Source organism: Cytobacillus kochii (assembly GCF_020171845.1).
GTDB lineage: Bacteria > Bacillota > Bacilli > Bacillales > Cytobacillaceae > Cytobacillus > Cytobacillus kochii.
On record NZ_JAIVAM010000009.1, the window covers coordinates 17,339 to 42,856 of the forward strand.

Here is a 25,518-nt window from a genome sequence, read left to right on the forward strand (position 1 = left end):
TTTTTATAAACATTTCGTCGCGAGCGTTTTTGTCTATTACTGTAATTGACTGATGTTTTTTTTAAGTGGGAAAGCTTTTATTTATCTGCCGTTTGTATATAATAAAAACTGGTATATGCAGGATCTGATAGTAATTCTTTCTTACTACTTTGTTCTTCCTGTATTTTTTTTGCTATAGGATTTGTACTTTCCCAGTTCTTATATGAAGATTCGGAGTCCCAGGCTGTAATAATTACATAAGTATGACCTTTCATCGGAGTTAAAACCCTAGCTGCTTGGAACCCATTTGTATTTGTAAAGTTTGAAGAGAATTGCTGAAATTTGAATTCGAAAATGGGTTTTCCTTCATCAGTTAAGGGGATATATTGAATAGCAATAAATTTACTTCTATGAAGGTCTCCAGTTGAATCATGGATGTGATAAGATTTTGGTTGTTGAAACTTACTTTTTTTGCTTTCTGTTTCATGTACTAATAGGGTATTCTGACTATTTTGCATGAGAACGATATTCTCATTACTGAATTTTTCCATCAGTGGAAGTAGAAAATTTTTAGTGCCGCTTGTCATATAAAGATTCATTACTTTCACCTCGATTTTGATGATAAAAACGTCAAATTTTCGACATTTGAAGCGGGTACTGTACAATAAACACCGAAAAAAGTTATAGTTAATGTGAACATTTACTAAATAAGAATAATTCTAAGCTTATTTGTATGGAAAATACATAAGGCAAATGAAAGGTGGACTTAATTTAATGACTATAAATGATACATTCCTTAAAGCGGCTCGAGGAGAAAAGACTGATTATGTGCCTGTGTGGTATATGAGACAAGCAGGCAGATCACAGCCGGAATATCGCGCAATTAAGGAAAAATACTCTTTGTTCGAGATTACACATCAACCTGAATTATGCGCATATGTAACAAGACTTCCTGTAGAACAGTATAACAATGATGCCGCTATTTTGTACAAGGATATCATGTCACCGCTTCCAAGTCTCGGTGTGAAAGTTGACATAAAACCTGGTGTGGGTCCAGTCATTGATGAACCAATTCGTTCGATGCAAGACGTTGAGAAGCTCGGCGAGATACATCCTGAAGAAGATGTTCCATATATTCTAGATACGATTAAGTTATTAACAAAAGAGCAATTAACTGTGCCGTTAATTGGTTTTACCGGTGCACCATTCACATTAGCGAGTTATATGATTGAAGGTGGACCTTCTAAAAATTATTATAAGACAAAAGCGTTTATGTATTCAGAACCAAAAGCATGGTTTGCACTAATGGATAAATTAGGTGAAATGGCAATTACATACGTAAAAGCACAAATTAAAGCAGGTGCTAGTGCCATTCAAGTTTTTGATTCGTGGGTTGGTGCATTAAATGTAGAAGATTATCGTATTTATATTAAACCTGTCATGGAAAAAATCTTCTCTGGCTTGAAAGATGAAGGGGTACCACTTATTATGTTCGGTGTTGGCGCGAGTCATTTAGCGAATGAATGGAATGACCTTCCAATTGATGTTGTAGGCCTTGATTGGAGGTTGCCAATTAGTGAAGCAAGGTCAAGAGGTATTTCAAAGACAGTGATGGGGAATTTAGAGCCAGCCTTGCTACTTGCTCCGTGGGAAGTAATTGAGAAAAAGGTCCGTACTATTCTTGATGAAGGAATGAGTCAACCCGGATATATTTTCAACTTAGGACATGGCGTCTTCCCAGAAGTCAATCCTGAGACATTAAAAAAACTCACATCGTTTATCCACAGTTATTCTAAGGAACAATTTGGGAAATAATAAAAGAAAAAGTAATCATTTTTAAAGAGGTGTAAGAATGAATAAAGAAAAAATTGGTTTGTTAGTAATGGCTTATGGAACACCTTATAAAGAAGAAGATATTGAACGTTACTACACACATATTAGACATGGTAGAACTCCATCGGAAGAGATGTTAGAAGATCTAAAGAGTCGCTATAAAGCGATTGGAGGAATATCGCCATTAGCAAAAATAACTGAGAATCAAGCGCTATCACTTCAAGAGCATTTAAATCAAATTCAAGATCAATTTGAGTTTAAAGCTTATATCGGATTAAAGCATATAGAACCATTCGTTGAAGATGCAGTTCAACAAATGCATGATGATGGGATTACTAAAGCTGTCAGTCTTGTTCTTGCACCACATTATTCTACTTTTAGCATTAAATCTTATAATGGACGAGCAGAAGATAAAGCTCAGACGCTTGGCGGTCCAACTATTTACTCAGTCGATAGTTGGTATAAGGAACCGAAATTTATTCAATTTTGGGCAGATGGTGTGAAGAAGCAAATTGCTAAAATGTCAAGTGAAGAAAGAGATCAATATATTTTAATTGTCTCTGCACATAGCTTACCAGAAAAGATTAAAGAATATGGTGATCCATATCCTGAACAACTACAAGAAACAGCTGAGTTAATTGCTAAAGAAGCTGGCGTTCGTGAATTTGCTGTCGGTTGGCAAAGCGAAGGAAATACACCTGACCCATGGCTAGGACCTGATGTGCAGGATTTAACAAGAGATTTACATGCAAAAAAAGGCTATAAAGCATTTATTTATGCACCAGTCGGTTTTGTCGCTGATCATTTAGAAGTCTTATATGATAATGACTATGAATGTAAGGTGGTTACAGATGAAATAGGAGCTGCCTACTATCGTCCAGAAATGCCAAATAGTCATCCAGCGTTTATTGATTCTTTAGCAACAGTTGTCTTAGACAGAATGAAAAATAAGTAATGAGTTGATTGCAACCGCTTTTTTTATTTTCATAAAGGAGCGGTTACTTTTTTTAGGATTTTTTGACAATGTGAACAGTTTGGTCATAGAGAGGGGAGAAGTAGATGGCCGTTGACCGTAAACAATTAATTATTCAAGCTGCCACAAAATCATTTTCTCTTTTTGGCTATAAAGCTACAACAATGGAACAGGTAGCCAAAATCGCTAATGTAGGAAAAGGGACAATATACACTTTCTTTAAAAATAAAGAAGAATTATTCGATGAAATTATTACGGCACTTATTAGAGAAATGAAAATAGAGGCAGAGCAGGTTTTGTCATCGGATTTATCATTACAAGAAAATTTACATTTAGCTCTATATCGTATTTTGGAATATAGACTAGAGCATCAATTAACAATTAAGCTGTTCCAAGAGGGAAAAGAAATGGGGACCACTGCAGTTATAGAGATGACGAACAAAATAGAAAGAGAAATCATTTCTTATATAGGAGAAAAGGTAAAAACATTAGGTATTGATAAAGGAGAAATAGAACCGTGCGACCCTGAATTGACTGCCTTTATTATGTTAAAGTTATACATATCACTCATTTTTGATTGGGAAAGACAGCATGCTCCACTTTCGAAAAGTGAAATCGCTGAGCTTATGGAAAGGTATGTGTTTAAAGGGCTTATAAAATCATGAATGTAGAATGGAATCATCATCAAATCAGCTCGCACATCAAGTGTGGGCTGGTTTTTTGTTTCTAATAAAGTGATTTTAGATAACAGTTATTTGCATCGTGTTAATTTAAAAGGTAAATCTAAGCAGCGGTAAAATATTGTGAGAATTAGCTTACTCTAGCAAAACCAATCTTCACTCAGCGGGTAAAAGGGTCCTGCCTTAAATATGTCATTCTGTTTGAATAACACAAATGATGCCGAGCAAATAGAGTTTGCAAGTCACTCAAAATCGGAAATTGGAAATGAGAGCTGAGCAAAGGTGATTTGCCTCTCACTCAGATCAAAAACAGGAAAAGAAATGGCAAGCTGAGATTTTTCTTAACAGTATTTATTCTTTTCACACATGGATTCAAAAGTCATTCATTCTAGATGGATCGTTGAATTCGGAGCATGCTCGTTACTACTATTCATTATCTGCAATTATTGTCTTCTTTTCTAAGTTACTATTATAGATTTGAGATGTTCTATTTTCCATAAAAATGATTTACTCAAGTGGTGTCGACAGGATGCCACAAGATGTTGAATTGGGAGTAAAACAAAAAGAAGACTTGCTAAGGGGAGCACGCCTTCTTCTTCCAATGTTATATATTTAAGGGATGGGAAACTAGCATTCTACAAATCTGAGACACCTAAACAATGGTCACACTTATTACCGTAACATTCATGTTGCTCTTCGATGGACTTCCCGCATTCAGTACATTGCTTTTGTGGAAGATTCCTAAAGAAATCTAAAATGTTTTGAACCATGGTTGAAGCCTCCTAATCGTTAATTGAATTGTTTTGATATTTACATTGTATTATAACAGTTTAATATAGTCAACAACTGTTTCAATACAAATTAGAAAAAATGAAAAAATGGGCATAATTTAGTATAGTTAGAGATGAATCAAAAGGAGGGAAATGCAATGAAATTAACGGTTATAGGTGCATGTGGAGGTTATCCAAAAGTGGGAGAAGCAACTGCTGGGTATTTATTAGAGCATGATGATTTTACATTATTAATTGACTGTGGAAGTGCTGTTTTATCCAAAATGCAAGAGATTAAACAACCAGAGGAGTTAGACGCAGTCATACTTTCCCACTACCACCCAGATCATCATGCTGATATAGGTGTACTTCAACACGCTCGATTAATTCAAGGATACTTAGGAAAAAAAACAAGTATTTTACCGATTTATGGGCATGATGAAAATGAATATGAATTCCAAAAATTAAATTATAAAAATATCTCAGAAGGTGTACCTATTAAAGAAAGCCTACCATTAACAGTTGGCCCCTTTACAATTACTTTTCAACGGACCAACCACCCTGTATTATGCTATGCGATGCGCATAAAAGTAGATAATAAAGTAATTGTATATACAGGTGATACTTCATATAAAGAAGAGTTAGAAGGATTCGCTCATAAAGCAGATATACTTCTATGTGAGTGTAATTTTTATGGACATCAAGAAGGTAAAAATGCGGGACATATGAATAGCTATGATGCTGGTCGGTTAGCACAAATAGCCAAAGTGAAGCATCTTCTATTAACCCATTTGCCCCATTATGGTAATATAGAATCGTTAAAGGATGAAGCTTTAACAGAGTACAACGGACCGATTAGTCTAGCCGCTTTTGGCATGACTTTTGAAATTTAAAGGAGTGGGTACCATGAAATTTATAGATAATCAAGGAATTACAGATCCTCGCATTAATTTAGCTATTGAAGAATATGCGTTGAAGAATTTAGATATTAATGAATCATATCTATTGTTCTACATAAATAAACCATCAATCATCATTGGTAAAAACCAAAATACGATTGAAGAAATCAATACAGAATACGTTGAAAAAAATGGATTGCATGTAGTGCGCCGTTTATCTGGTGGCGGTGCTGTATACCATGATCTTGGTAATTTAAACTTTAGTTTCATCACAAAGGATGATGGCGAAAGCTTTCATAATTTCTTGAAATTCACTGAACCAGTGATTACTGCTCTAAACAAGTTAGGTGTAAATGCAGAATTAAGCGGTAGAAATGATTTGACAGTAGAAGGGAGAAAAATTTCTGGAAATGCGCAGTTCTCCACAAAAGGGAGAATGTTTAGTCATGGAACATTAATGCTCGATTCAGAAATCGAAAATGTTGTCTCTGCACTTAAAGTGAAAAAGGATAAGATTGAATCAAAAGGAATCAAATCTATTCGCAGCCGAGTAGCAAACATCTCAGAATTTTTAACGGAAAAAATTTCTATTGAAGAATTTAGACAATTAATTTTACAGCATATCTTTGAAGGTAGTGAAGTAAGTGAATATCGCCTAACAGAAAAAGACTGGGAAGAAATTCACAAAATCTCAGAACAAAGATATCAAAATTGGGAGTGGAACTATGGCAAGTCACCAAAATTTGATTATGAGCATTCTAAAAGATTCCCAGTAGGTTCTATTGACATTAGACTGAATGTAACAAAAGGACAAATTACTGAATGTAAAATTTACGGTGATTTCTTTGGTGTCGGAGATGTAACCGATATTGAAGAAAAATTAGAAGGCATCCGCTATGAAAAAAGTGAAATTGAAAAGGCGCTAGCTGGTATAAATATAAAACATTATTTCGGTAATATCACAATAGAAGACTTTGTGAATTTAGTATATTAAAGCTGTATCAGTCTGTGAATACTAAGGCATGAAAGTATTTTCACCGTTAAGGATGAAGAACTTTTATGCTTTTTTATTTTATTAATAAAGAAAAAAATAGTGTAGATCTTAGTAGACTACTTGAATCCTGAAATTTCTTTTAATATAATAAATTTAGAAAATTTATATTATAAAAATGAATGACTATTCATTCAGGAAAGAGGGAGAAACTTGAATTTAACAAGTCAGCTTCACAAGATTGCCTTAGAAAATGGGGAAAAAAATGCGTATTATTTTATGGATCAAGCAAGTACATACGCTGAGCTCGATGAACAAGTAACAAGGTTTGCATCAGGACTTTCGTCATTAGGTATAAAGGAAGGCGATCATATTGCCTTGCTACTTGGTAATTCGCCGCATTTTGTTATTAGTTTATATGGTGCGTTAAAGCTAGGGGCAAAGGTAATACCGATAAACCCTATCTATACGCCTGAAGAAATTGGCTATATTTTAAAAGATGGCGATGTAAAAGCGGTGATTATGCTTGAGCAATTATTACCATTAGCAGAAAAAATGCATCATTTATTAACAGATATTAAGCATTATATTGTCTGCGAAACCGGTCAAACAAGTGGACTTCCAGCTCTGAGAGATAAGTCGGTATTTCCTAAATTGAAATCGTTTTCAGAGCTTGTTTCCAATGGGGATGTAACATTTGCTGATGCAGATGTGACACCCGATGATGTCGCGATTATACTCTATACATCAGGAACAACAGGCAAACCTAAAGGAGCCATGTTAACTCATCGTAACCTGTATAGTAATGCGAGTGATGTCGCGGACTATTTGCAAATTAATGAACGTGACACGGTGATTACAACCTTACCTATGTTTCACGTGTTTTGCTTAACGGTTGCTTTGAATGCACCCCTAATAAGTGGAGCAACGATCTTAATAGACCCTAAATTTAGTCCGAAAGAAATTTTCCGTTTAGCGGAAAAATACAAGCCAACTGTTTTTGCCGGCGTTCCTACAATGTATAATTTTCTTTATCAATATCCTGAAGGCAACCCTGATGTCTTCCAATCTATGAGATTATGTATTTCTGGAGGTGCTTCACTTCCTGTTGCATTGTTAGAAAATTTCGAGAAGAAATTCAATGTGGTTATTTCTGAAGGTTATGGCTTATCAGAAGCTTCTCCGGTCACATGCTTTAACCCACTAGATCGTCCACGGAAACCGGGGTCGATTGGCACATCTATTATTCATGTTGAAAATAAAGTAGTTAATGAATTAGGAGAAGAGGTCGCTGTAGGTGAAGTAGGGGAGCTTGTTGTGAAAGGCCCTAACGTTATGAAAGGATATTACAAAATGCCTGAAGAAACAGCTGCCTGTTTAAAGGAAGGTTGGTTATATACAGGTGACCTAGCTAAGAAGGACGAAGAAGGATACTTCTACATTGTTGACCGTAAGAAAGATATGATAATTGTTGGCGGCTATAATGTGTATCCAAGGGAAGTAGAAGAGGTTTTTTATGACCATCCTGACATTGTTGAAGCGGCTGTTTTAGGTGTACCTGATCAGGATACAGGAGAAAAAGTTTTAGCCTATATTGTACCTAAAACTGAAAATTTAACGGAGGCACATTTATTGGCGTATTGTAAAGAAAAGTTAGCTAAATACAAAATCCCTTCCTCTATAGAATTTTTAGAAGAATTGCCGAAGAATACAACAGGAAAGATACTGCGTCGTGCTCTAAAGAAAAAGGTCTTAGAAAATCAAGAAGCATAAGTTAAAAAAACATGTTGACAAAAGATTCTAAATATTTTAGAGTTACTATATCAATTAAATAACCACTATCTAGAGAGGTGGAGGGACTGGCCCTACGAAGCCTCGGCAACAGACTTAGCATCGCAAGTACTGTGCCAATTCCAGCAAGCTAGTATTTTAGCTTGAAAGATAGGAAGAGAATGAAATATTTATGAGCGTACGTTACCTCTTCCTTTTAGGAAGAGGTTTTTTTATGGCTGATTGGACCACCAAAAGCGATAAACATTCTTAGCACAATTGATAAATACATTATTATGCTTCTTTTGTAGAAGCGTTAGAGGAGGTAATGGCAGTATGAGTTATAAAAAACAAATGATATTGAATGCATTTGAAATGACAAGTGCAATGCACAATTCTCATGGGCTATGGAAGCATAAAGATTCCAAACGACATCGTGCCTATAAAGATATTAATTATTGGATGGAATTAGCCAAAACACTCGAGAAGGGAAAATTCGATGCTGTCTTTTTTGCGGATGTATTAGGTGTTTATGATACGTATAAAGAAAGCAAAGAACCTTCAATTAATGATGGATTACAGTTTCCTGTTAATGATGGAGCGTTTGTCATCCCTGCTATGGCAGCAGTGACAGAGCATCTGTCATTTGCATTAACGGTGAGTACAACATATGAGCCACCTTTTGGGCAGGCAAGACGATTTTCCACATTAGATCATTTGACAAAAGGAAGAGTGGCATGGAACATCGTTACTTCCTATCTTCCTAATGCAGCAAGAAATTTTGGTTTCAAAGATATGATCAAACACGATAAGCGTTATGAAATTGCCGATGAATATATGGATGTCGTTTATAAACTGTGGGAATCAAGCTGGGAAGATGGAGCGGTGATAGAAGATACAGAACAAGGGGTATTAATCGACCGTAAGAAAATCCATGAAATTCACCATAAGGGAGAATATTTTGAAGTCGAAGGACCGCATTTAACAGAACCTTCACAACAAAGAACACCTGTTTTATATCAAGCAGGGACTTCTCCTAAAGGTCGTGCTTTTGCAGCAAAACATGCAGAATGTGTATTTGTAGGTGGGCCAACTCCTGAAAGAGTAAGACATTATACAGAGGATATTCGAAAACAAGCGGCTGAATATGGCAGAAACCCGGAAGATATTAAAATATTCACTTTCCTAACAGTCATTGTAGGTAAGACAACTGAAGAAGCGGAAGAGAAATTTGCTGAATACAACCAATTATGGAGTGCAGATGCAGCGAAAGCACAGTTTGGGGGCGCAAGCGGTTATAATGTTGCGGAATTTACAAAGGATGAGTTAGATAACCCATTTGAATTTAAAGCTACAGAGCATGGGCATTATAAAGCTGCTTCATTAACGAAAGATGCGAAGAAAAAACTATCGATTAAAGAAGCGATTTCAAAATTAGAAGGATTAGATAGAGACAACATAATTGTCGGCAATCCATCAGAAGTAGCAGACCAAATTCAATATCAGTTTGAAGCCTCTGGGGTCGATGGTTTTAATTTAAATCATTTAGTAACGCCAGCAGATTTGGAAGATTTTATTGAGCTTGTTATTCCGATTCTACAAGAACGTGGTTTATATAAAAAGGAATACAAACAGGGTACGTTAAGAGAAAAGCTTTTTACTCACGGCTCGCCTCTTTTACCGAGTGGTCATCCAGGAAGTAAATTTCGTAAAGGCGAAAAAATAAACAATTAAAATAAGAGGTGAAGGGTATGAGAAAAGTTTGGTTACTATTTTTTGTACTGATTTGTTGCACTGTTTTAAGTGCATGTGGGGCATCAGGTTCATCCGGCGAAGAAAAGAAAGAGATGGTATTAGGGGCGACAGTTCCTTATAGTGATATGCTTAAGCAAGGTGTAGCACCACTACTTGAGGAAAAAGGGTACAAAGTAGAAGTAAAGGAATTTAATGATTATGTTCAACCGAATATTGCTTTAGATAGTGGAGATTTGGATGGTAATTTATTTCAACATAAAGTGTACTTAGAGAATTTTAACACTGAAAAAGGGATGGATCTAGTAGATATTATTTCTGTTCCTACAGCTCCAATTGGTATTTATTCAGAAAAATTCAACTCCCTTGAAGAAGTGAAAGATGGCAGCACGATGGCCATTGCTAATGATCCTACAAATTTAGCGAGAGGATTAACAGTTGCGCGTGATGCTGGTTTAATAGAATTGAAAGATGATATAAACCCAGTCAATGCAACAGTTAATGATGTATTATCTAACCCGAAAAATTTGAAATTCCATGAAGTAGATGCAGCCCAACTGCCAAGGTCTCTTGAATCAGTTGATCTTGCTGCTGTTAATGGTAACTTTGCGGTTGCTGCAGGATTAGATTTAACAACAGCCATTTATCGTGATCAAATTCCTGAGGAAATCCAAAATAGAATTGTTGTACGTAAAGAAGATAAAGACGCCCAAATGGCAAAGGATATTATTGAAGCCATAGAGTCGGAGGAATTTGCAAAAGTAATTGAAGAAAACTTTAAAGGTTTTCATAAGCCAGAATGGATGGGCGAATGAGTAAATCATCTTAATTTTTAAAAAAATAATTGACAAATATTGATAAATATTATAGAGTAAATCATATAAAATTTAATATGATTTTTCTTATCCAGAGAGGTGGAGGGACTGGCCCTTTGAAGCCTCGGCAACAGGCAATTTATTGCACTGTGCCAATTCCAGCAAGCTGTAGCTTGAAAGATAAGGAGAGATAAAGAACGGAACTTTAACCTCTTCTTGTCGGAAGAGGTTTTTTATTTTGCATGATTTAATCACCAAGGGATGATCTCCTCTATACAAATGCTGTTTTTAAACTGATTAAACCTATTTGTTAAGTTGGAATTATAGTTGCTGATTGGACCTCCAAAGGCAGTAGTGCAGCTAGATTTACATCAATGGGAAAAATCGGCAATGGTAGTCAACCATTGTCCACCAAAATGTTGCGATATAAAGGAGGACGAAAAAATGAAAAGAGTAGAATCAACAGTTATACCAGGTGCGGATTCTTTTTATTATGAAGGTGGAGACATTGGTATTCTCCTCATTCATGGCTTTGTTGGAACACCACAGAGCATTGAGGACTTGGGTGCGGAACTTGCAAATAGGGGTTTTACTGTTCATGCCCCAAGGCTAACAGGACATGGAACAAAAAGCAGAGATCTAGAGTTATATGGTTATGATGATTGGTTCAATGATGTCGTTACAGCTTATAAACAATTAAAGGAGACATGCAAACAAGTCTATTGTTTAGGTCAATCTATGGGCGGTGCATTAGCGCTGTTGTTAGCTAAGAAATATGGAGAGCTGGACGGATTGATCCTAATTAATACTGCACTGACATTACCAGATTACGAGTATTTAAGATATTACGATGAGAAACACTATATTGACGAAGGTAGCCCAGATATCAAAAATCCGACTATACATGAAATTACTTACGATCATATTCCAGTAAAAGCAGTTCACTCTTTACAAAAGGTAATGAGTGACGCAGGAAAAAGTTTAACTCAAATTCATTGCCCAATATTATGCTTTAAGTCTATCCATGATCATGTTGTACCTCCAGAGAATACAGATCGTATTTTTATAGAAATTCAAACAGATCATAAATGGCTTCGGGTCCTCTACAACTCATACCATGTAGCATCCATGGATTATGATCAGTCCAAAATTATTCAGGATACAACAGAATTTCTAAATACGATAAATGAAGAAAAAAGGAACACCGAGTGGGGGGGAAAAGAGGTTGGCTAAGTTTTTACAAAAAGCGATAGCAAAGAGAAAACAAACCTTAATCAACCTTATGCTTACTAAAGATGAAATAAAGTTCAAGCGACATGAATTAGAACAGTTAACACTTACAGAAATAGAGGAGCTTGTAAAAAGACTAAAATAAGTCCCATAAAGGAGAATTTTATGGAAAAACACATTGATCAAGATAAAATTCATACCATTCTCACAACATTAAAGGAACTCGAATATGGTTGTGTCACCATTACTGTACACGAAGGAGATATTACCCAAATTGACATTACCGAGAAGAAACGATTTGCTTTGAAAAAGAAACAACAAAATAAAAAATGATGGAATGAAACAATTGAAAAGGAGTGAGTTACATGCAGTCAACAATTAGTCATCGAGCACCCAATGTAGCTAAAAACCTATCAGGCTGCATGTATTTGAATCTACCTGACTTTCACTTCATTAGATGGTGTTGTCAATCTTTTAATATTAATAAAGGAATCTTCCATACGGTTGAACAATCACTTTATGAAAAAGGGTTGCATTCAATAATTGTTAGAAGACTGTTCGTCATCGCGTTTTTAGATTTTGCCTCGAATCAAATTGAAAATCGAAACAATAAAACGAGAATTATATTTGGAAAAGGTGGTTTAAGTAAAGCACTTGATGATTTTTTTATAAAATATGATCACTAAAGGAGAATTAAAAATGACGGCGAAAAGAATGTACCTCAATGCTTTTGATATGAACTGCGCTGGGCATCAATCACCAGGATTATGGACACATAAGGATGATCAATCTTCTACTTATAAAGACATATCATATTGGACACATTTGGCTCAAGTACTTGAAAAGGGACGTTTTGATGCCATTTTCCTGGCAGATGTGCTTGGTACATATGATGTTTATCAAAATTCAAGAGAAGCGGCGGTTAAACAAGGGGTACAAGTGCCAGTTAATGATCCTGCTTTCGTTGTCCCTATAATGGCGCAAGTAACAAATCATTTAGGGTTTGGTCTAACGGTTTCAACTAGTTTTGAACATCCATATGTATTTGCAAGGAGGATATCCACGCTCGATCATTTAACAAAAGGAAGAATAGGTTGGAATATTGTCACTTCTTATTTAAATAGTGCTGCACTAAATATAGGACTAGATCAACAAATCAGTCATGATGAACGTTATGAGATAGCTGATGAATATTTAGATGTTACATATAAACTGTGGGAACAAAGCTGGGAAGACGACGCAGTGGTTTTAGACAAGGAAAAAGGGCTCTATACAGATCCAAGTAAAGTTCACGATATTAACCATGAAGGGAAGTATTTCAGGGTGCCAGGGGCACATCTATGTGAACCTTCTCCACAAAGGACACCGGTTATTTTTCAAGCGGGTGCATCTACAAGGGGGAGAAAGTTTGCTGCTAAACACGCAGAGTTGGTCTTTATAAGTGTGCCGACAAAAGAAGCCGGTAAAGTAATAGTCGATAAAATTAGGGAAGCAGTAAGAGCGGAAGGGAGAGACCCTAGTGAAGTAAAAATCCTTTCTCTCGTCACGCCTATTATCGGTGAAACAGAGGAAGATGCTAGAGCGAAGTATGAAGACTATCAAAACCATGCAAGTTATGAAGGATCATTAGCGTTATTTGGGGGGTGGAGTGGTATCGACTTCTCAGAGTATAAAGCAAATCAACCAATCGAGTACGTTAAAAATGATGCCATTCAGTCAATCGTTGAAACATTTACGAATATTGATTCTACAAAGAGTTGGACGGTCGATGACATTGCCAAATTTGTTGGTGTCGGCGGGATGGGTCAAGTGGCTGTTGGTACAGCACACTCTGTTGCTGATCAATTAGAAGGATGGAAAGAAGAGACAGGAGTTGACGGGTTTAACGTTGCATATGCTGTCACTCCAGGTACATTCGAAGAGTTCGTTGAGCATGTCATTCCAATCCTACAAGATAGGGGGCTCGTAAGAAGAGAGTATGAAGAAGGTACCCTAAGAAAGAATTTATTTGGGTATGACCATTTGCCAGAGCATCATTATGGTAAAAAATTTAGTAAGTTGACAGTTACAAAATAGGAGGCGTCTGAAGATGACAAATGTTGTAATCATATCGGGAAGCACATCAAACAATTCCCGTTTAAACGGATTAGAGCAAGAAGCGATTGCCTTTTTAAACAAAAAGGACGTGTCATATGAGCAAATTACAGTAAGGGAGTTACCTGCTGAAGATTTAATTCATGCCAAATTTGATAGCCCGGCAATTATCGCAGCGAATGAAAAAGTAGAAAAATCAGATGCGGTAATCATATTAACACCTGTATTTAAAGCGTCTTATACAGGTGTACTAAAAGCTTATTTGGATTTATTACCTCAAAAAGGTTTCGTTGATAAATCTGTATTACCGCTTGTGATAGGGGGCTCATTTGGACATTTACTTATGATTGATTATGCATTGAAACCAGTTATATCCAGTTTAGGAGCAGAAACAGTCCTTCAGGGTGTATATGTTTTAGATAAAGAGATTGAAAGAACAGAAGATCATCGTTTTTTTGTCGAAAATCATGTAAAGGAAAGATTAGATAAAGAATTAAATCGTCTGCATTCTTTATTGTCTATGAAGGAATTACAACTAAAATAAGTGTAAATATATTTTTTGCCGAACAACTCCTGTTTGTTCGGCTCCTTTAATTGTTTGAAAAAACTATGAGATACAATGTTTTTTCGAAATTTAGCGTTGCATAATAGCTCCGAGAAGATAAATTTTAGCTATTGTTTTTGCCACTACTTTTAAGGATTGAGGCATAGATTATATTATCATTGAATTTTTTAAATGGGGGTTGATGATGTGACAATAATGAAATTAAGTGACGGTACAAGTATTTATTTTGAAGATGTAGGTAATGGTGAACCGGTCATTTTTATTCATGGTGTATGGATGAGTGGTCGATTCTTTGAAAAGCAGATAGAATACTTTAAGACTGATTATCGTGTGCTAATACCAGATTTACGAGGACATGGTCAATCAGAAAAAGTCCATCATGGCCATACCATTGCACAGTATGCCGAAGATATTAGACAATTTATCACAAATTTAAAACTAGAGAATGTGACCCTTATTGGCTGGTCGATGGGAGCATTTGTCATATGGGAGTACTTAAAGTTATTTGGTGATAAACATATTAAATCGACAGTTATTGTAGATGAACTTGCCTCCGATTTTAAATGGCCTGATTTCTCAATAGGCGCCTTTGATATGGAGACTTTAACTAGTTTTATGAGAGAAGTGCAAAGAGAACAAAAAGCCTTTTTAAAAGGATTCATTCCACTAATGTTTAAAAAAGAATTAAGTCAAAGCGAGCTAGATTGGATGCTTGAAGAAACGACAAGATTACCTGCTTCCGTTGCAAGTGCCATTCTGTTTGATCAATCAGTCGTTGATTATCGCAGCTCTCTACCCGATTACGACATTCCCACACTTCTATGCTTTGGTAAAGAAGAAAAGTTGATCCCAGTAGCGGCAGGCAAGCATCTTTTAAATGCTTTACCGAATGCAAAGCTGCATATATTTGAGGAAAGTTGTCATTGTCCTTTTCTAGAGGAAGCTGATGTTTTTAACAAAGTCGTAGATAATTATATTAAAGGTTTATAAAGAAGGTAACTAGCTTTTCTTCATAAGGAAGGCTAGTTTTTCTTTTGAATTTTTTATAGGTGAATGGCTTTGTTTTATATTTGAAAGGGTTTTCATGATTTAGTGGCGAATATTGTTATGAATATTTTATATGAAAAGGAGCTAGAGTATGGAACACATTCAATTAGATATCAACGATTATATTGCTACAATAAAATTAAATCGTCCTGATGCGTTAAACGCATTTAATTATGAAACATTAATTGAGCTACAACAGCAAGTAGAAAATGTTCGAGCAAACCCAGAGGTGAGAGTAGTTATTTTAACTGGGACAGGCAATCGTGCATTTAGTGTTGGTGCAGACCTAAAAGAAAGAAGAAATCTTACCGATGAGGAAGTAAGGCGAAACCTATATAAAATGGGGGACGTTTTTAATATGATTGCAGAGTTGCCTCAGCCGACGATTGCAGCTATTAATGGTTTTGCGTTTGGTGGCGGTTTAGAGCTTGCTCTATGTTGTGATTTTAGATTTGCGGCGGATGTAGCTAAGGTAGGCTTAACTGAAACAGGTCTAGCTATTATTCCTGGAGCGGGAGGGACGCAAAGGCTTCCTCGCTTAATTGGTGAAGCAAAAGCAATGGAATTAATACTCACAGCGAAGAGATTATCAGCCATAGAAGCAGAGCAATACGGTATCGTAAATGAGGTATGCAATGAAGATACATTGTTCGATACAGTCATACAATTTGCGAGTAAAATGCTTAATAACGGCCCAATCGCACTTAAACAAGCAAAGTTTGCTGTAAAACAAGGAATGAATACTGACTTACATACAGGATTACATATAGAAAGAAAAGCTTATGAAGTGTTACTGCCTACAAAAGACAGAGTAGAAGCATTACAAGCCTTTGCAGAGAAAAGAAAGCCGAATTTCCAAGGAAACTAACTGTTTTAAAAACCCTTTAACCACTATTTATTCATTAGTTGTTAAAGGGTTTTTTGTGGAGATAATAGCGGCTGAAAAAACTAAATATATTTACTTCAGTACCAGACATAGAAACAGGAGAACCTAGCATACACCATATAAAACAATATCTTCATTTTGTTATCTTTGTTGTAAGGTTAGCCATAGTCATTTTGGCGCATCACTCAGGAATACGACGGAAATGAGAGCTGGGCAAAATCATGCGTATCGCTTAGATCCGGAATAGGAAATAAATCTAAGAAAATAGGATGATTAAGAAGGATAAGGGAAAGTCACAAATAAGTTACTTACTATCTATGGAAGGTGAGTATCTTAGCTTAGAAATCAAGTAGATAGTAATGTGCTGCTTGACAAAGTAGGGTAGTATACATTCGACCAAAATACAGACCAATATTTGGTGTTGAACGAAAGAAGTGAAAAAAATGTTAAATATTTGCGAAAAAAACAATTGACTATGATAATCATTATCAACTACAATTACGTTGTAACGGTCATCATCCTAATTACCTAGTCCATAAAGGGGAAGGAGGCATATTATTTTTTTGTATAATATTGAGAATGATAATCAATTAAATTCCTATGGCTTATTGTATAAGGGTGAAGATAAGTTTTTTTATTTCAATATAATTGAGAATGATAATCAATTATATAGAGGAGGGTATATACTTGTTAGTCAAAAAGATTTCGGCTCTACTTTTATCAGTAATTGTATTTTTAGCCATTACTCCAGCCCTACATACGTCAGCTGCACTAACTGATGGTACATATTCTGTGTCGTACTCAGTTATTAAACCAGATAGTGGCTCAGCATCCATGGCAGATGGGTATTTTGCAAAGCCAGCAAAAGTAAAAGTAGAAGGTGGCAATATAACGGTCCAATTAACAACAACGAGCAGCATGATTAAAGATTTCCAAGTTGACTCAAAAAATGTATCTGTGCTATCAACTAGCGGTGAAAATGAAACAGTTCAGTTTACAGTAAATAGTATTTCTCAACCTGTAAATGCAAAAATTCATGTCGTTGCAGATGCCTCTTATGATCACTGGTATTCTATTAGACTGTCTTTTGATGAAGCGAATGCAAAGTTAATTGAGGCGGCAACGAATAATCAAGAAACAGCACCTGCTTCATCTGGTGGTGAAGAAGATAATAATACCAGCGGCCAGAATCAAGAACAAGAAGTTGTAGCTAATCCAGAGACAGGAGACAATGTTCAACTTTATGTTCTACTAGCTATCGGTGCAGCTTTATTTATTTTATTCACTTATCAAAAACAAATGAAAAGGGGTTAAATATGAAACGCATATTAAGAGTAACAGTTGCACTATTTGTCCTTGCTTTAGCTGTTTTACAAAATGCCTCACCAATAAAAGTAAATGCTGCGCAAGATTTAGCAAATGGGAAGTATACCATTAATTATCAAATTCTATATAATGGTCAGCCTAATGCAAGCTGGAATAGTTTTTTTGAAAATCCTGCATCACTAACAGCAAAAGATGGAGCATTAAGCATCACAATAAAAATTAATGGTGCCAACCAAGTAATGCAAAAGATACAAACAGAGTCCAATGGTACCTATCAAGATGCCCAAGTTGTAAGTGAAGACCAGGCTTCAAGAGTATATCAATTTCCTGTTGATGGACTGGATCAGTCAACAAATGTGAAATTATTCATGTCTTACGGAACCCATACCATTCAACTTTCTTTTGATGAAAATTCGATTACAACAGTTGAATTAGATCAACCTGATGAACCAAAACCAGAAGAGCCAGGCACAGAAGAACCGGGAACTGAGGAGCCAGGCACAGAAGAACCGGGAACTGAGGAGCCAGGCACAGAAGAGCCGGGAACTGAAGAGCCAGGCACGGAAGAGCCGGGAACTGAGGAGCCAGGCACAGAAGAGCCGGGAACTGAGGAGCCAGGCACAGAAGAACCGGGAACTGAAGAGCCAGGAAATGAAGAGTTAGCAGATGGTCAATATACAATCAATTATCAAGTGTTATATGATGGGCAACCAGCACCTGCAAATTGGGCAGGATTTTTCCAAAGCCCAGCGACGTTAACGATTGCAAATGGTGTTCCTTATATTTCTTTCAACTTAGGGGCAAGTCATGTAATTACTAATCTTCAATCAGAATTAAATGATGTTTTTGAAGATGTAGAAGTAGTAAGTGAGAACGCTGCAGAACAAACAAAACTAGTTAAATTCCAAATAGCAGATGTGAACCAATTGACTAATTTACGTATGGTTATGTCTTATGGTAGTACTCATGATGTAGCACTTGAGTATGATGTAGACAGCATCCAGCCGATTGGAAATGAAAATCCAGGAACTGAAGAACCTGGAGGAGAGAATCCGGGAACTGAAGAACCAGGCACAGAGGAACCAGGTGATAATGAGCCAGCACCAAATGATGATGTGTTAGCAGATGGTGAGTATCCATTACCATTATCTATTCTTGGTGTAGATTCTGATACGGAATCTGCATTTGCGAAGTATTTTGCGGATGAAGCTTTATTAACTGTAAATGACGGTGAGTATTCCCTGCAATTTACACAAGTGACGGGGCTTGATACGTTAGGGACAATCGAATTTGATATTGCTGGTGAAACCGTTGCTTTAGAAGAAATAAGTAGAGACGAAGAGGCAGGAGAACGTGTACTATCAGTTGATATCGAAGCAATCCAAGAAACATATGTAGCTGCTATCGAAGCCATTGGTGCCCCACATCTTTATCCTGTTCGATTTGTGTTAGATGTATCGAGCTTGGATGTCGAAATTGACGATGATGGTAATGGTCAAACACCCCCTCCAATCACTCCTGGGGAAGATAAGGGTAGCGGAAGTGGAAATAACAATGATAGTCATTTGCCATTTGACCGTAATGATAATCAAGAACAACCAAAAGATAATCAAAAAAATGTAACCAATGTAAAAACAGGTGATTCATTAAATATTCTTCAAGTAGGCATTTATGCAGCATTACTTCTTTTGTCTGGATTCTATTTATTCAGAAAATACAGATTAAAAGGAATGGGTATGTAAGGAATTTAGTAATAAACTGCTGTTCGCATTTTGAACAGCAGTCCCATTTGGAGGTTTCTTATGAAAAGAATTCTACTAACATTTTGCATCATGCTATTATTTTTCATTGCTGGGTGTGCAGGCGGACAGACTGCAGGTGAAGAGAAGGAAGCGAAAGATGAAGGTCAAACAGAAGAGGAAAAAGTAAGAATTGTTGCAACAACTACTGCTATAGCAGAAGTGATGAGCGAACTGGAGCTGGATTTAGTCGGTATACCTACCACTTCATTTCCACTACCTGAACGATATCAAGATGTTGTCGAGGTTGGAAATCCTATGAAGCCTGATATGGAGGTCATTAAAACATTAAACGCCGATAAAGTGTTATCTGTGACTACATTAGAATATGACTTGAAGGACTCGTTTGTAAATGCAGGAATTGAAACAGATTTCCTCAACTTTCAAAGTGTAGAAAGTATGATCACAACAATCAAGGAATTAGGAGGTACATATCATCGTGAAGCTCAAGCAGAAGCTTTATCTCAAAACATTGAAAGTAAAATTGAAGAGATACAAGAAAAAACCACACAATATCAATCTCCAAAAGTACTAATCTTACTCGGGATTCCTGGTAGCTATTTAGTGGCAACAGAAAACTCTTATGTAGGTAATTTAGTGAAGGTTGCTGGTGGTGAGAACGCGATTACGGGCTTTAACGAAGAATATATATCAGCAAATACAGAGTATTTACATGAAGCAGATGCTGATGTCATTTTGCGATTATCACATGGGATGCCTGATGAAGTAGTTGAAATGTTTAATAGTGAGTTCAAAGACAATAATATTTGGCAACATTTTAATGCAGTTAAAAATAATCGCGTATACGATCTGAGGGAACCTTTATTTGCCACAACCGCTAATTTGAATGTAACAAATGCACTTGATGAGCTTGTAGACATACTATACGTAGATTAAAAGGAAGAAGCTTATGAATAAAAAAAATTTCTATTTTGTAATCGTGACCATTCTTTTGTTAGTAGTGACGGGCTTTTCTGTTTTAAGTGGAAGTGTATCTGTCACGATCAAAGAATTAATAATGGACCTGTTTTATGGAGGAAATGAGGAAGTAGCTGTCATTCGCGATTTACGCTATCCCCGCATTATCGTCGCAATGTTTGCTGGTGCGGCCCTATCAGTAGCGGGTGTGCTGTTTCAATCGGTGATGAGGAATCCATTAGCTGATGCAGGGGTCATTGGGATTTCGGCCGGGGCGAGCTTCTTTTCTTTGTTTGGTATGTTGTTTCTTCCGGGCTTATATATAAGTGGGCCGTTATTTGCTTTCATTGGGGGAAGTATCGCTTGTTTTCTCGTTTATTCTATGAGCTGGAAATCAGGATTAAGTCCTTTACGTATTATTTTAACGGGTATTGCTGTTAGCGCAATGTTTACAGGTTTAAGAGAAGCACTCTTAATGATCTGCAGTTATTTCAATATCGCACTCGGTCCATCTAATAGCTCTACGTTAACAATGAAAACATGGGCAGAGGTTGAAATCATTGTCATGTATGGCATTCTTGGTCTCGTGCTAGCATTCTTAGTCAGCCCATGGTGTAATCTATTGGCATTGCAAGATAAAAAGGCTAAGAATTTAGGTATGAATGTCAATGTCTCAAGAATAATGATATCAGCCATCGCTGTACTTTTAGCTGCAGTTGCAACGTCTGTTGCCGGAGTCATTGTATTTGTTGGCTTACTCGTTCCTCATATTGCTAGGCAATTAATCGGTACGGACCATAAAAGATTAATCCCATTTTCTGCTATTGCAGGTGCATTATTAATTTTGACGGCTGATACACTAGGTCGTACGCTAATCGCTCCACTAGAGATACCAGCTTCGACGATTATGGCTGTCATCGGTGGGCCGTTCTTAATATTTCTATTAAGAAAGAGTGATAAAGTTTATGGAATTTAAATCCATTCAATTTTCATACGATAAAGAAAAACAAATATTAAAAGACAATACTGGGGTTTTTCCAGCAGGGAAAATATCTACCATTATCGGGCCTAACGGTTCCGGTAAATCAACGCTATTATCTTTATTAGCAAGAGATGAAAAGTCGACATCCGGATCGATAATGATCGATGGCAAACAAATACACACCTTTAAACCAAAGGAGTTTGCAAAGTTAGTAGGAACAGTCTACCAGCAAAATGAAGCGCCGATAGATTTAACAGTAGAGAAGCTCATTGCTTTTGGTAGATTACCATATAAGCGAGCCTTTCAAAAGTTGTCCTTAGAGGATGAGGAAGTCATCGATTGGGCAATTTCATTAACCAAGCTTGAAGACAAACGAGAACGGCCGTTGAATCAATTATCTGGCGGGGAACGGCAAAGAGTTTGGATAGCGATGGCGTTAGCGCAGAAAACAAAAATGCTTTTCCTTGATGAGCCAACAACGTATTTGGATATGTATTATCAGTTGGAATTATTAGAGCTGATTCAATTACTTAACCGAGAATACGGTTTAACGATTGTGATGGTTCTTCATGATATTAATCAGGCAGTACGCTATTCTGATCAGCTTATTGTCATGTGTGATGGTGAAATTGTTGCATCTGGTCTGCCCCAAGAAATCGTCAACGAATCCTTAATTAAAGATATATATGGCGTAGATGTTTGTGTAGAGCATAATATTCGTACGGGACTGTATTTAGTTCCTTTAGGAACATGACAATGAAAATGCTCAAAACATTAGTTAACCTTTTGGCTATTGGTGTTTTCCTCTATGCTGGTTCACAACTTTTTATCATTTTTTATGACTATTATGAGAACAGGCAAAACATGAATAATGTGCAAGAGATTTATCGGGCAGATGAACATGAGCCAAATACGCAAACAACGGGATTAAGAGGGCAGTTTGAACCATTAAAAGAATTAAATGAAGATATTATAGGCTGGATTACGGTTGACGATACAGCGATTGATTATCCGATATTACAGACACGGGATAATGACTACTATTTAACAAGAAATTACTTGCGAGAAGAAACTAGAGCTGGAAGTATCTTCATGGATTATCGCAATAATATCAGCGATGAGGAGGATCTTAATACGGTCATATATGGACATCGAATGAAGGATGGTACAATGTTCGCTGGTTTGAAGAAGTATTTGGATTCATCTTTCTTTAATAAGCACCAAGTCATCTATTACGATACGCTTTATCAAGGCTATGATTTGGAAGTTTTCTCTGTTTATCAAACGAAGACTGATTTTTATTATATTGATACAGATTTTTCATCTGATAAAGAATATGGCGACTTTATTCATTCGTTAAAGGAAAAATCTGTACATGAGACAGATGTGCAAATAACAGGAAATGATAGAATTGTCACCCTTTCAACTTGTGATTACTCTTTAGATCGAACAGAAGGAAGGCTAGTTGTCCATGCGAAGTTAGTAGAAAGGGGATAAAAAGTGATGAGAAAATGGTTAGGCGCTTTTTTGCTTGGCACATCCATTAGTTTAGTAGGCTGTGGCGTACAAGATACAGAACATGCGGTCTCCTCTTCAGTAGAATCGTTATATACAATAGAAGATTTTGCTGGTAGGGAAATTGGTTTTGTTGAGGAGCCGACTAAAATAGCTGCATTAAGTAATGGTGATGTCGATATTATTTATTCATTAGGAGAGAAGGTAGTTGGCAGACCGAATGCCGATACGTGGATTAAAGAAGCCGAGGAAGAACAACAAATTGGCTCTACACATGAAGTTAATTTAGAGAGAATAGCATTACTGAAGCCTGACGTAATATTAGCCAATCGAACGTTGAATGAAAAAGATGTACCTTCATTGGAATCATTAGGAGCAGAGGTGATTTTAACGGAAGCAAATTCAATTGAAGACATTATGAATCAAATTTCACTTTATGGATCGATGTTAAATAAAGAAGAAGAGGCGAAGAGTGTAAAGTCAGATCTAGAAACGAGGTTAAAAGAGGTAGAACAGCCATCGACTGCAGCTCGCGTTTTACTTGTTTATGGTGCGCCAGGAACATATATGGCCGCTCTACCGAATTCTTTAAGTGGGGATATCCTAACACATGCAGGCGGTGAGAATATTGCTGCAGATTATCAAGCGTTAGAGAGTTTCCCACAATATGCACAAATCAATACGGAGAGAATTATTGAAGCGAATCCTGACTTTGTCATGTTAATGACCCACGGGAATCCCGAAGAGGTGAGGGATGGGTTTATAAAAGAAATGCAACAAAATGCAGCTTGGAACTCTATTGAAGCTGTGAAAAACGGCAGAATTGAAGTGTTACCGGCTGACCTATTTGGTACAAATCCTGGCACAAGGGTTGTGGAAGCAGTCAGTTTTCTCTCAGAGAAGTTGAAAGTGAAGTGAACCATCATTGAATGTAGTTAAAAATAAGAAAGTCGTGTTGACTTTCGTGGTCCTAATTATGCTTACACTACTATCTGTCTATGCAGGTATTTCCTTCGGAGCCATTTCTATACCGTTAGTTGAAATCCTTCAAGCTTTTCAAGGAAATGGGGTGGAAATGTATCAGACGATTATATTCGATTTACGTTTACCAAGGGTACTAGTTGCTTTATTAGTGGGCGCATGTCTTGCTGCCTCGGGGGCTTTGTTGCAAGGTGTGATGAAAAATCCATTGGCTGACCCGGGGATTATTGGTGTTTCAGCTGGTGGCGGTTTACTTGCTGTCATAACGATGCTCGTTTTTTCTGCTTACAGCTATTTATTGCCGGCAGGTGCATTTATTGGCGCATTTCTAACAACGATACTCATCTATTTACTAGCATGGGAAAAAGGCGCTTCTCCAGTGAAAATTATTCTGGCAGGTGTGGCAATGAATGCCCTTTTAGGTGCTTTAATGAATGGTGTTATGGTCATCTATAGTGATCGCGTGCAAGCTGTTCTCTCGTGGCTCTCTGGTGGCTTGAATGGGCGCAGTTGGTATCATCTTGAATTCATGTTGCCATATGCAGTTATTGGTCTACTGCTTTCTTTTTTTGCTATTAAAAAAGCGAATCTTATGCTTTTGGGTGACGAAACAATAAAACTACTTGGTCAAAATGTAGAGTGGGCAAGATTACAAATGATATTGCTGGCCTCTTTTTTAGCAGGAACCGCTGTCAGTGTTGGAGGGTTAATTGGTTTTGTTGGTCTAGTCGTACCTCATATGATTCGATTAATTATTGGTGAAGATTATCGCTATCTTTTACCATTTTCAATCCTAGGTGGAGCTAGTTTAGTAGCTTTTGCCGATACTGTAGCAAGAACATTGTTTGACCCAATTGAATTACCTGTTGGCATATTGCTCGCTTGCATAGGTGCACCATTCTTTCTTTATTTATTGAGGAAGAGGAGGGTTTCTGCATGATTGATTTGCAGCAAGTCGCGTATAAGCAAGGGAATTTTCAGTTAAAAGATATCCATCTGACATTTCCAACAGGGCAAATTACAGGGATTGTCGGACCGAACGGATCGGGTAAATCGACACTATTAAAATTGGTAGCGAAACTTATATCCGCTAACCGAGGAGATATTCTTATAAATCATGAGAGTATCAATAACTATACAAGAAAGAATTTAGCGAAAGAGTTAGCTATGCTCGTTCAACTAAAGGAGGGGATGCCGGGGTTCTCAGTGCGACAAATGGTTGCATATGGAAGAACACCTTATCAAAAAATGATGAAAAGTGAGAACGTAGAAGACAATGAAATCATTGATTGGGCAATGAAGGTAACTGGTATTACTCATATGAGCGATCGTCTTGTGCAAACATTATCGGGAGGAGAACAGCAACGTGTCCGCATTGCGATGGCACTTGCTCAAAAAACGAATATTTTGCTCTTGGATGAACCGACGACTTACTTGGATATCGGACACCAAATTGAACTGATGTCATTGCTAAAAGAACTGAATCAACAGTTTAAAATGACCATTGTCATGGTACTTCATGAGCTCCAATATGCAGCGATGTATTGTGATTCAATGGTAGTTCTGCAAGGAGGGGAAATTGTCGCAACCGGTCTCCCCAAGGATATCCTAAATGCAGAATTACTTAAAAAAGTATATAAACTTGATGCTGATGTAATATTTGATGGTAAAGTGCCATTAATTAAACCAAATCAATTTTAAGGGGGAACCTGA

The 25,518-nt window shown here is 36.8% G+C and carries 27 protein-coding genes and 2 riboswitches; of the genes, 25 read left to right on the forward strand and 2 right to left on the reverse strand.

Annotated features, from left to right (window positions below; translation table 11 throughout):
* Positions 1-77: 77 nt before the first annotated feature.
* Positions 78-578: an antibiotic biosynthesis monooxygenase family protein gene (locus LCM23_RS14830; RefSeq protein ID WP_224937664.1), complete on the reverse strand. Its 501-nt coding sequence runs from the start codon at positions 576-578 to the stop codon at positions 78-80.
* Between the two features lie 175 nt (positions 579-753).
* Here LCM23_RS14830 and hemE point away from each other — a divergent pair, with 175 nt between their 5' ends.
* The 3 genes from hemE (at position 754) to LCM23_RS14845 (ending at position 3,450) form a co-directional block, all read left to right on the forward strand.
* Positions 754-1,794: a uroporphyrinogen decarboxylase gene (hemE, locus tag LCM23_RS14835; protein WP_224937665.1), complete on the forward strand. Its 1,041-nt coding sequence runs from the start codon at positions 754-756 to the stop codon at positions 1,792-1,794.
* A 37-nt stretch (positions 1,795-1,831) separates the two neighbouring features.
* Entirely contained in the window at positions 1,832-2,767 is a 936-nt protein-coding gene (gene hemH, locus LCM23_RS14840; protein ID WP_224937666.1) for a ferrochelatase, read from the forward strand.
* A 104-nt stretch (positions 2,768-2,871) separates the two neighbouring features.
* A complete protein-coding gene (locus LCM23_RS14845; protein ID WP_224937667.1) occupies positions 2,872-3,450 on the forward strand; it encodes a TetR/AcrR family transcriptional regulator in 579 nt (192 codons plus the stop codon).
* A 650-nt stretch (positions 3,451-4,100) separates the two neighbouring features.
* On the opposite strand, the gene yhfH is transcribed toward LCM23_RS14845, so the two are convergent.
* The gene (gene yhfH / locus LCM23_RS14850; RefSeq protein ID WP_095369898.1) at positions 4,101-4,235 is read right to left on the reverse strand and encodes a protein YhfH; all 135 of its coding nucleotides are present in this window, start codon (positions 4,233-4,235) and stop codon (positions 4,101-4,103) included.
* 158 nt (positions 4,236-4,393) lie between these two features.
* On the opposite strand from yhfH, the gene LCM23_RS14855 reads away from it, so the two are divergent.
* The 22 genes from LCM23_RS14855 to LCM23_RS14960 all read left to right on the forward strand — a co-directional run bounded on the left by LCM23_RS14855 (position 4,394) and on the right by LCM23_RS14960 (position 25,506).
* Entirely contained in the window at positions 4,394-5,128 is a 735-nt protein-coding gene (locus LCM23_RS14855) for an MBL fold metallo-hydrolase (RefSeq protein WP_224937668.1), read from the forward strand.
* A gap of 13 nt (positions 5,129-5,141) precedes the next feature.
* Entirely contained in the window at positions 5,142-6,128 is a 987-nt protein-coding gene (locus LCM23_RS14860; RefSeq protein WP_224937669.1) for a lipoate--protein ligase, read from the forward strand.
* 210 nt (positions 6,129-6,338) lie between these two features.
* The gene (locus tag LCM23_RS14865) at positions 6,339-7,898 is read left to right on the forward strand and encodes a fatty acid--CoA ligase family protein (protein ID WP_224937670.1); all 1,560 of its coding nucleotides are present in this window, start codon (positions 6,339-6,341) and stop codon (positions 7,896-7,898) included.
* A gap of 62 nt (positions 7,899-7,960) precedes the next feature.
* A riboswitch (SAM riboswitch) is annotated at positions 7,961-8,073 on the forward strand.
* Between the two features lie 158 nt (positions 8,074-8,231).
* On the forward strand, positions 8,232-9,629 hold the full coding sequence (locus LCM23_RS14870; protein WP_224937671.1) for an LLM class flavin-dependent oxidoreductase: 1,398 nt from the start codon (positions 8,232-8,234) through the stop codon (positions 9,627-9,629).
* Between the two features lie 17 nt (positions 9,630-9,646).
* The gene (locus tag LCM23_RS14875; RefSeq protein WP_224937672.1) at positions 9,647-10,462 is read left to right on the forward strand and encodes a MetQ/NlpA family ABC transporter substrate-binding protein; all 816 of its coding nucleotides are present in this window, start codon (positions 9,647-9,649) and stop codon (positions 10,460-10,462) included.
* An 84-nt stretch (positions 10,463-10,546) separates the two neighbouring features.
* Positions 10,547-10,649, forward strand: a riboswitch (SAM riboswitch).
* A 257-nt stretch (positions 10,650-10,906) separates the two neighbouring features.
* Complete coding sequence (locus LCM23_RS14880) at positions 10,907-11,695, forward strand: alpha/beta hydrolase (protein WP_224937673.1); 789 nt, start codon at positions 10,907-10,909, stop codon at positions 11,693-11,695.
* On the forward strand, positions 11,688-11,837 hold the full coding sequence (locus LCM23_RS14885; RefSeq protein WP_224937674.1) for a hypothetical protein: 150 nt from the start codon (positions 11,688-11,690) through the stop codon (positions 11,835-11,837). The genes LCM23_RS14880 and LCM23_RS14885 overlap by 8 nt, the downstream gene beginning before the upstream one ends.
* A 20-nt stretch (positions 11,838-11,857) precedes the next feature.
* Entirely contained in the window at positions 11,858-12,025 is a 168-nt protein-coding gene (locus LCM23_RS14890) for a YezD family protein (RefSeq protein WP_095369892.1), read from the forward strand.
* Positions 12,026-12,057: 32 nt separating this feature from the next.
* Positions 12,058-12,378 carry a hypothetical protein gene (locus tag LCM23_RS14895; RefSeq protein ID WP_224937675.1) on the forward strand — a complete coding sequence of 107 codons (321 nt, stop codon included), beginning with the start codon at positions 12,058-12,060 and terminating at the stop codon, positions 12,376-12,378.
* A 13-nt stretch (positions 12,379-12,391) separates the two neighbouring features.
* Positions 12,392-13,768 (forward strand): LLM class flavin-dependent oxidoreductase, encoded by a 1,377-nt coding sequence (locus tag LCM23_RS14900; protein WP_224937676.1) that lies wholly within the window; start codon positions 12,392-12,394, stop codon positions 13,766-13,768.
* A gap of 13 nt (positions 13,769-13,781) precedes the next feature.
* Positions 13,782-14,330: an NADPH-dependent FMN reductase gene (ssuE, locus tag LCM23_RS14905; protein ID WP_224937677.1), complete on the forward strand. Its 549-nt coding sequence runs from the start codon at positions 13,782-13,784 to the stop codon at positions 14,328-14,330.
* Positions 14,331-14,537: 207 nt separating this feature from the next.
* The gene (locus LCM23_RS14910; RefSeq protein ID WP_224937678.1) at positions 14,538-15,341 is read left to right on the forward strand and encodes an alpha/beta fold hydrolase; all 804 of its coding nucleotides are present in this window, start codon (positions 14,538-14,540) and stop codon (positions 15,339-15,341) included.
* Positions 15,342-15,489: 148 nt separating this feature from the next.
* Positions 15,490-16,266: an enoyl-CoA hydratase-related protein gene (locus LCM23_RS14915; protein WP_224937679.1), complete on the forward strand. Its 777-nt coding sequence runs from the start codon at positions 15,490-15,492 to the stop codon at positions 16,264-16,266.
* A 705-nt stretch (positions 16,267-16,971) separates the two neighbouring features.
* Positions 16,972-17,598: an NEAT domain-containing protein gene (locus LCM23_RS14920; protein WP_224937680.1), complete on the forward strand. Its 627-nt coding sequence runs from the start codon at positions 16,972-16,974 to the stop codon at positions 17,596-17,598.
* A 2-nt stretch (positions 17,599-17,600) separates the two neighbouring features.
* A complete protein-coding gene (locus LCM23_RS14925; protein ID WP_224937681.1) occupies positions 17,601-19,352 on the forward strand; it encodes an NEAT domain-containing protein in 1,752 nt (583 codons plus the stop codon).
* A 60-nt stretch (positions 19,353-19,412) separates the two neighbouring features.
* Positions 19,413-20,306, forward strand: a complete 894-nt coding sequence (isdE, locus tag LCM23_RS14930; protein WP_224937682.1) for a heme ABC transporter substrate-binding protein IsdE — start codon at positions 19,413-19,415, stop codon at positions 20,304-20,306.
* 13 nt (positions 20,307-20,319) lie between these two features.
* Positions 20,320-21,303, forward strand: coding sequence for a FecCD family ABC transporter permease (locus LCM23_RS14935; protein WP_095369883.1), 984 nt, complete (start codon positions 20,320-20,322; stop codon positions 21,301-21,303).
* Complete coding sequence (locus LCM23_RS14940; protein ID WP_224937683.1) at positions 21,293-22,063, forward strand: ABC transporter ATP-binding protein; 771 nt, start codon at positions 21,293-21,295, stop codon at positions 22,061-22,063. The genes LCM23_RS14935 and LCM23_RS14940 overlap by 11 nt, the downstream gene beginning before the upstream one ends.
* 2 nt (positions 22,064-22,065) lie before the next feature.
* Complete coding sequence (gene srtB / locus LCM23_RS14945; protein ID WP_224937684.1) at positions 22,066-22,806, forward strand: class B sortase; 741 nt, start codon at positions 22,066-22,068, stop codon at positions 22,804-22,806.
* Positions 22,807-22,812: 6 nt separating this feature from the next.
* Positions 22,813-23,742, forward strand: a complete 930-nt coding sequence (locus tag LCM23_RS14950; protein WP_224937685.1) for an ABC transporter substrate-binding protein — start codon at positions 22,813-22,815, stop codon at positions 23,740-23,742.
* Positions 23,743-23,800: 58 nt separating this feature from the next.
* Complete coding sequence (locus tag LCM23_RS14955; RefSeq protein WP_224937901.1) at positions 23,801-24,745, forward strand: FecCD family ABC transporter permease; 945 nt, start codon at positions 23,801-23,803, stop codon at positions 24,743-24,745.
* A complete protein-coding gene (locus tag LCM23_RS14960) occupies positions 24,742-25,506 on the forward strand; it encodes an ABC transporter ATP-binding protein (RefSeq protein ID WP_224937686.1) in 765 nt (254 codons plus the stop codon). Before LCM23_RS14955 ends, LCM23_RS14960 begins: the two co-directional genes overlap by 4 nt.
* Positions 25,507-25,518 lie beyond the last annotated feature (12 nt).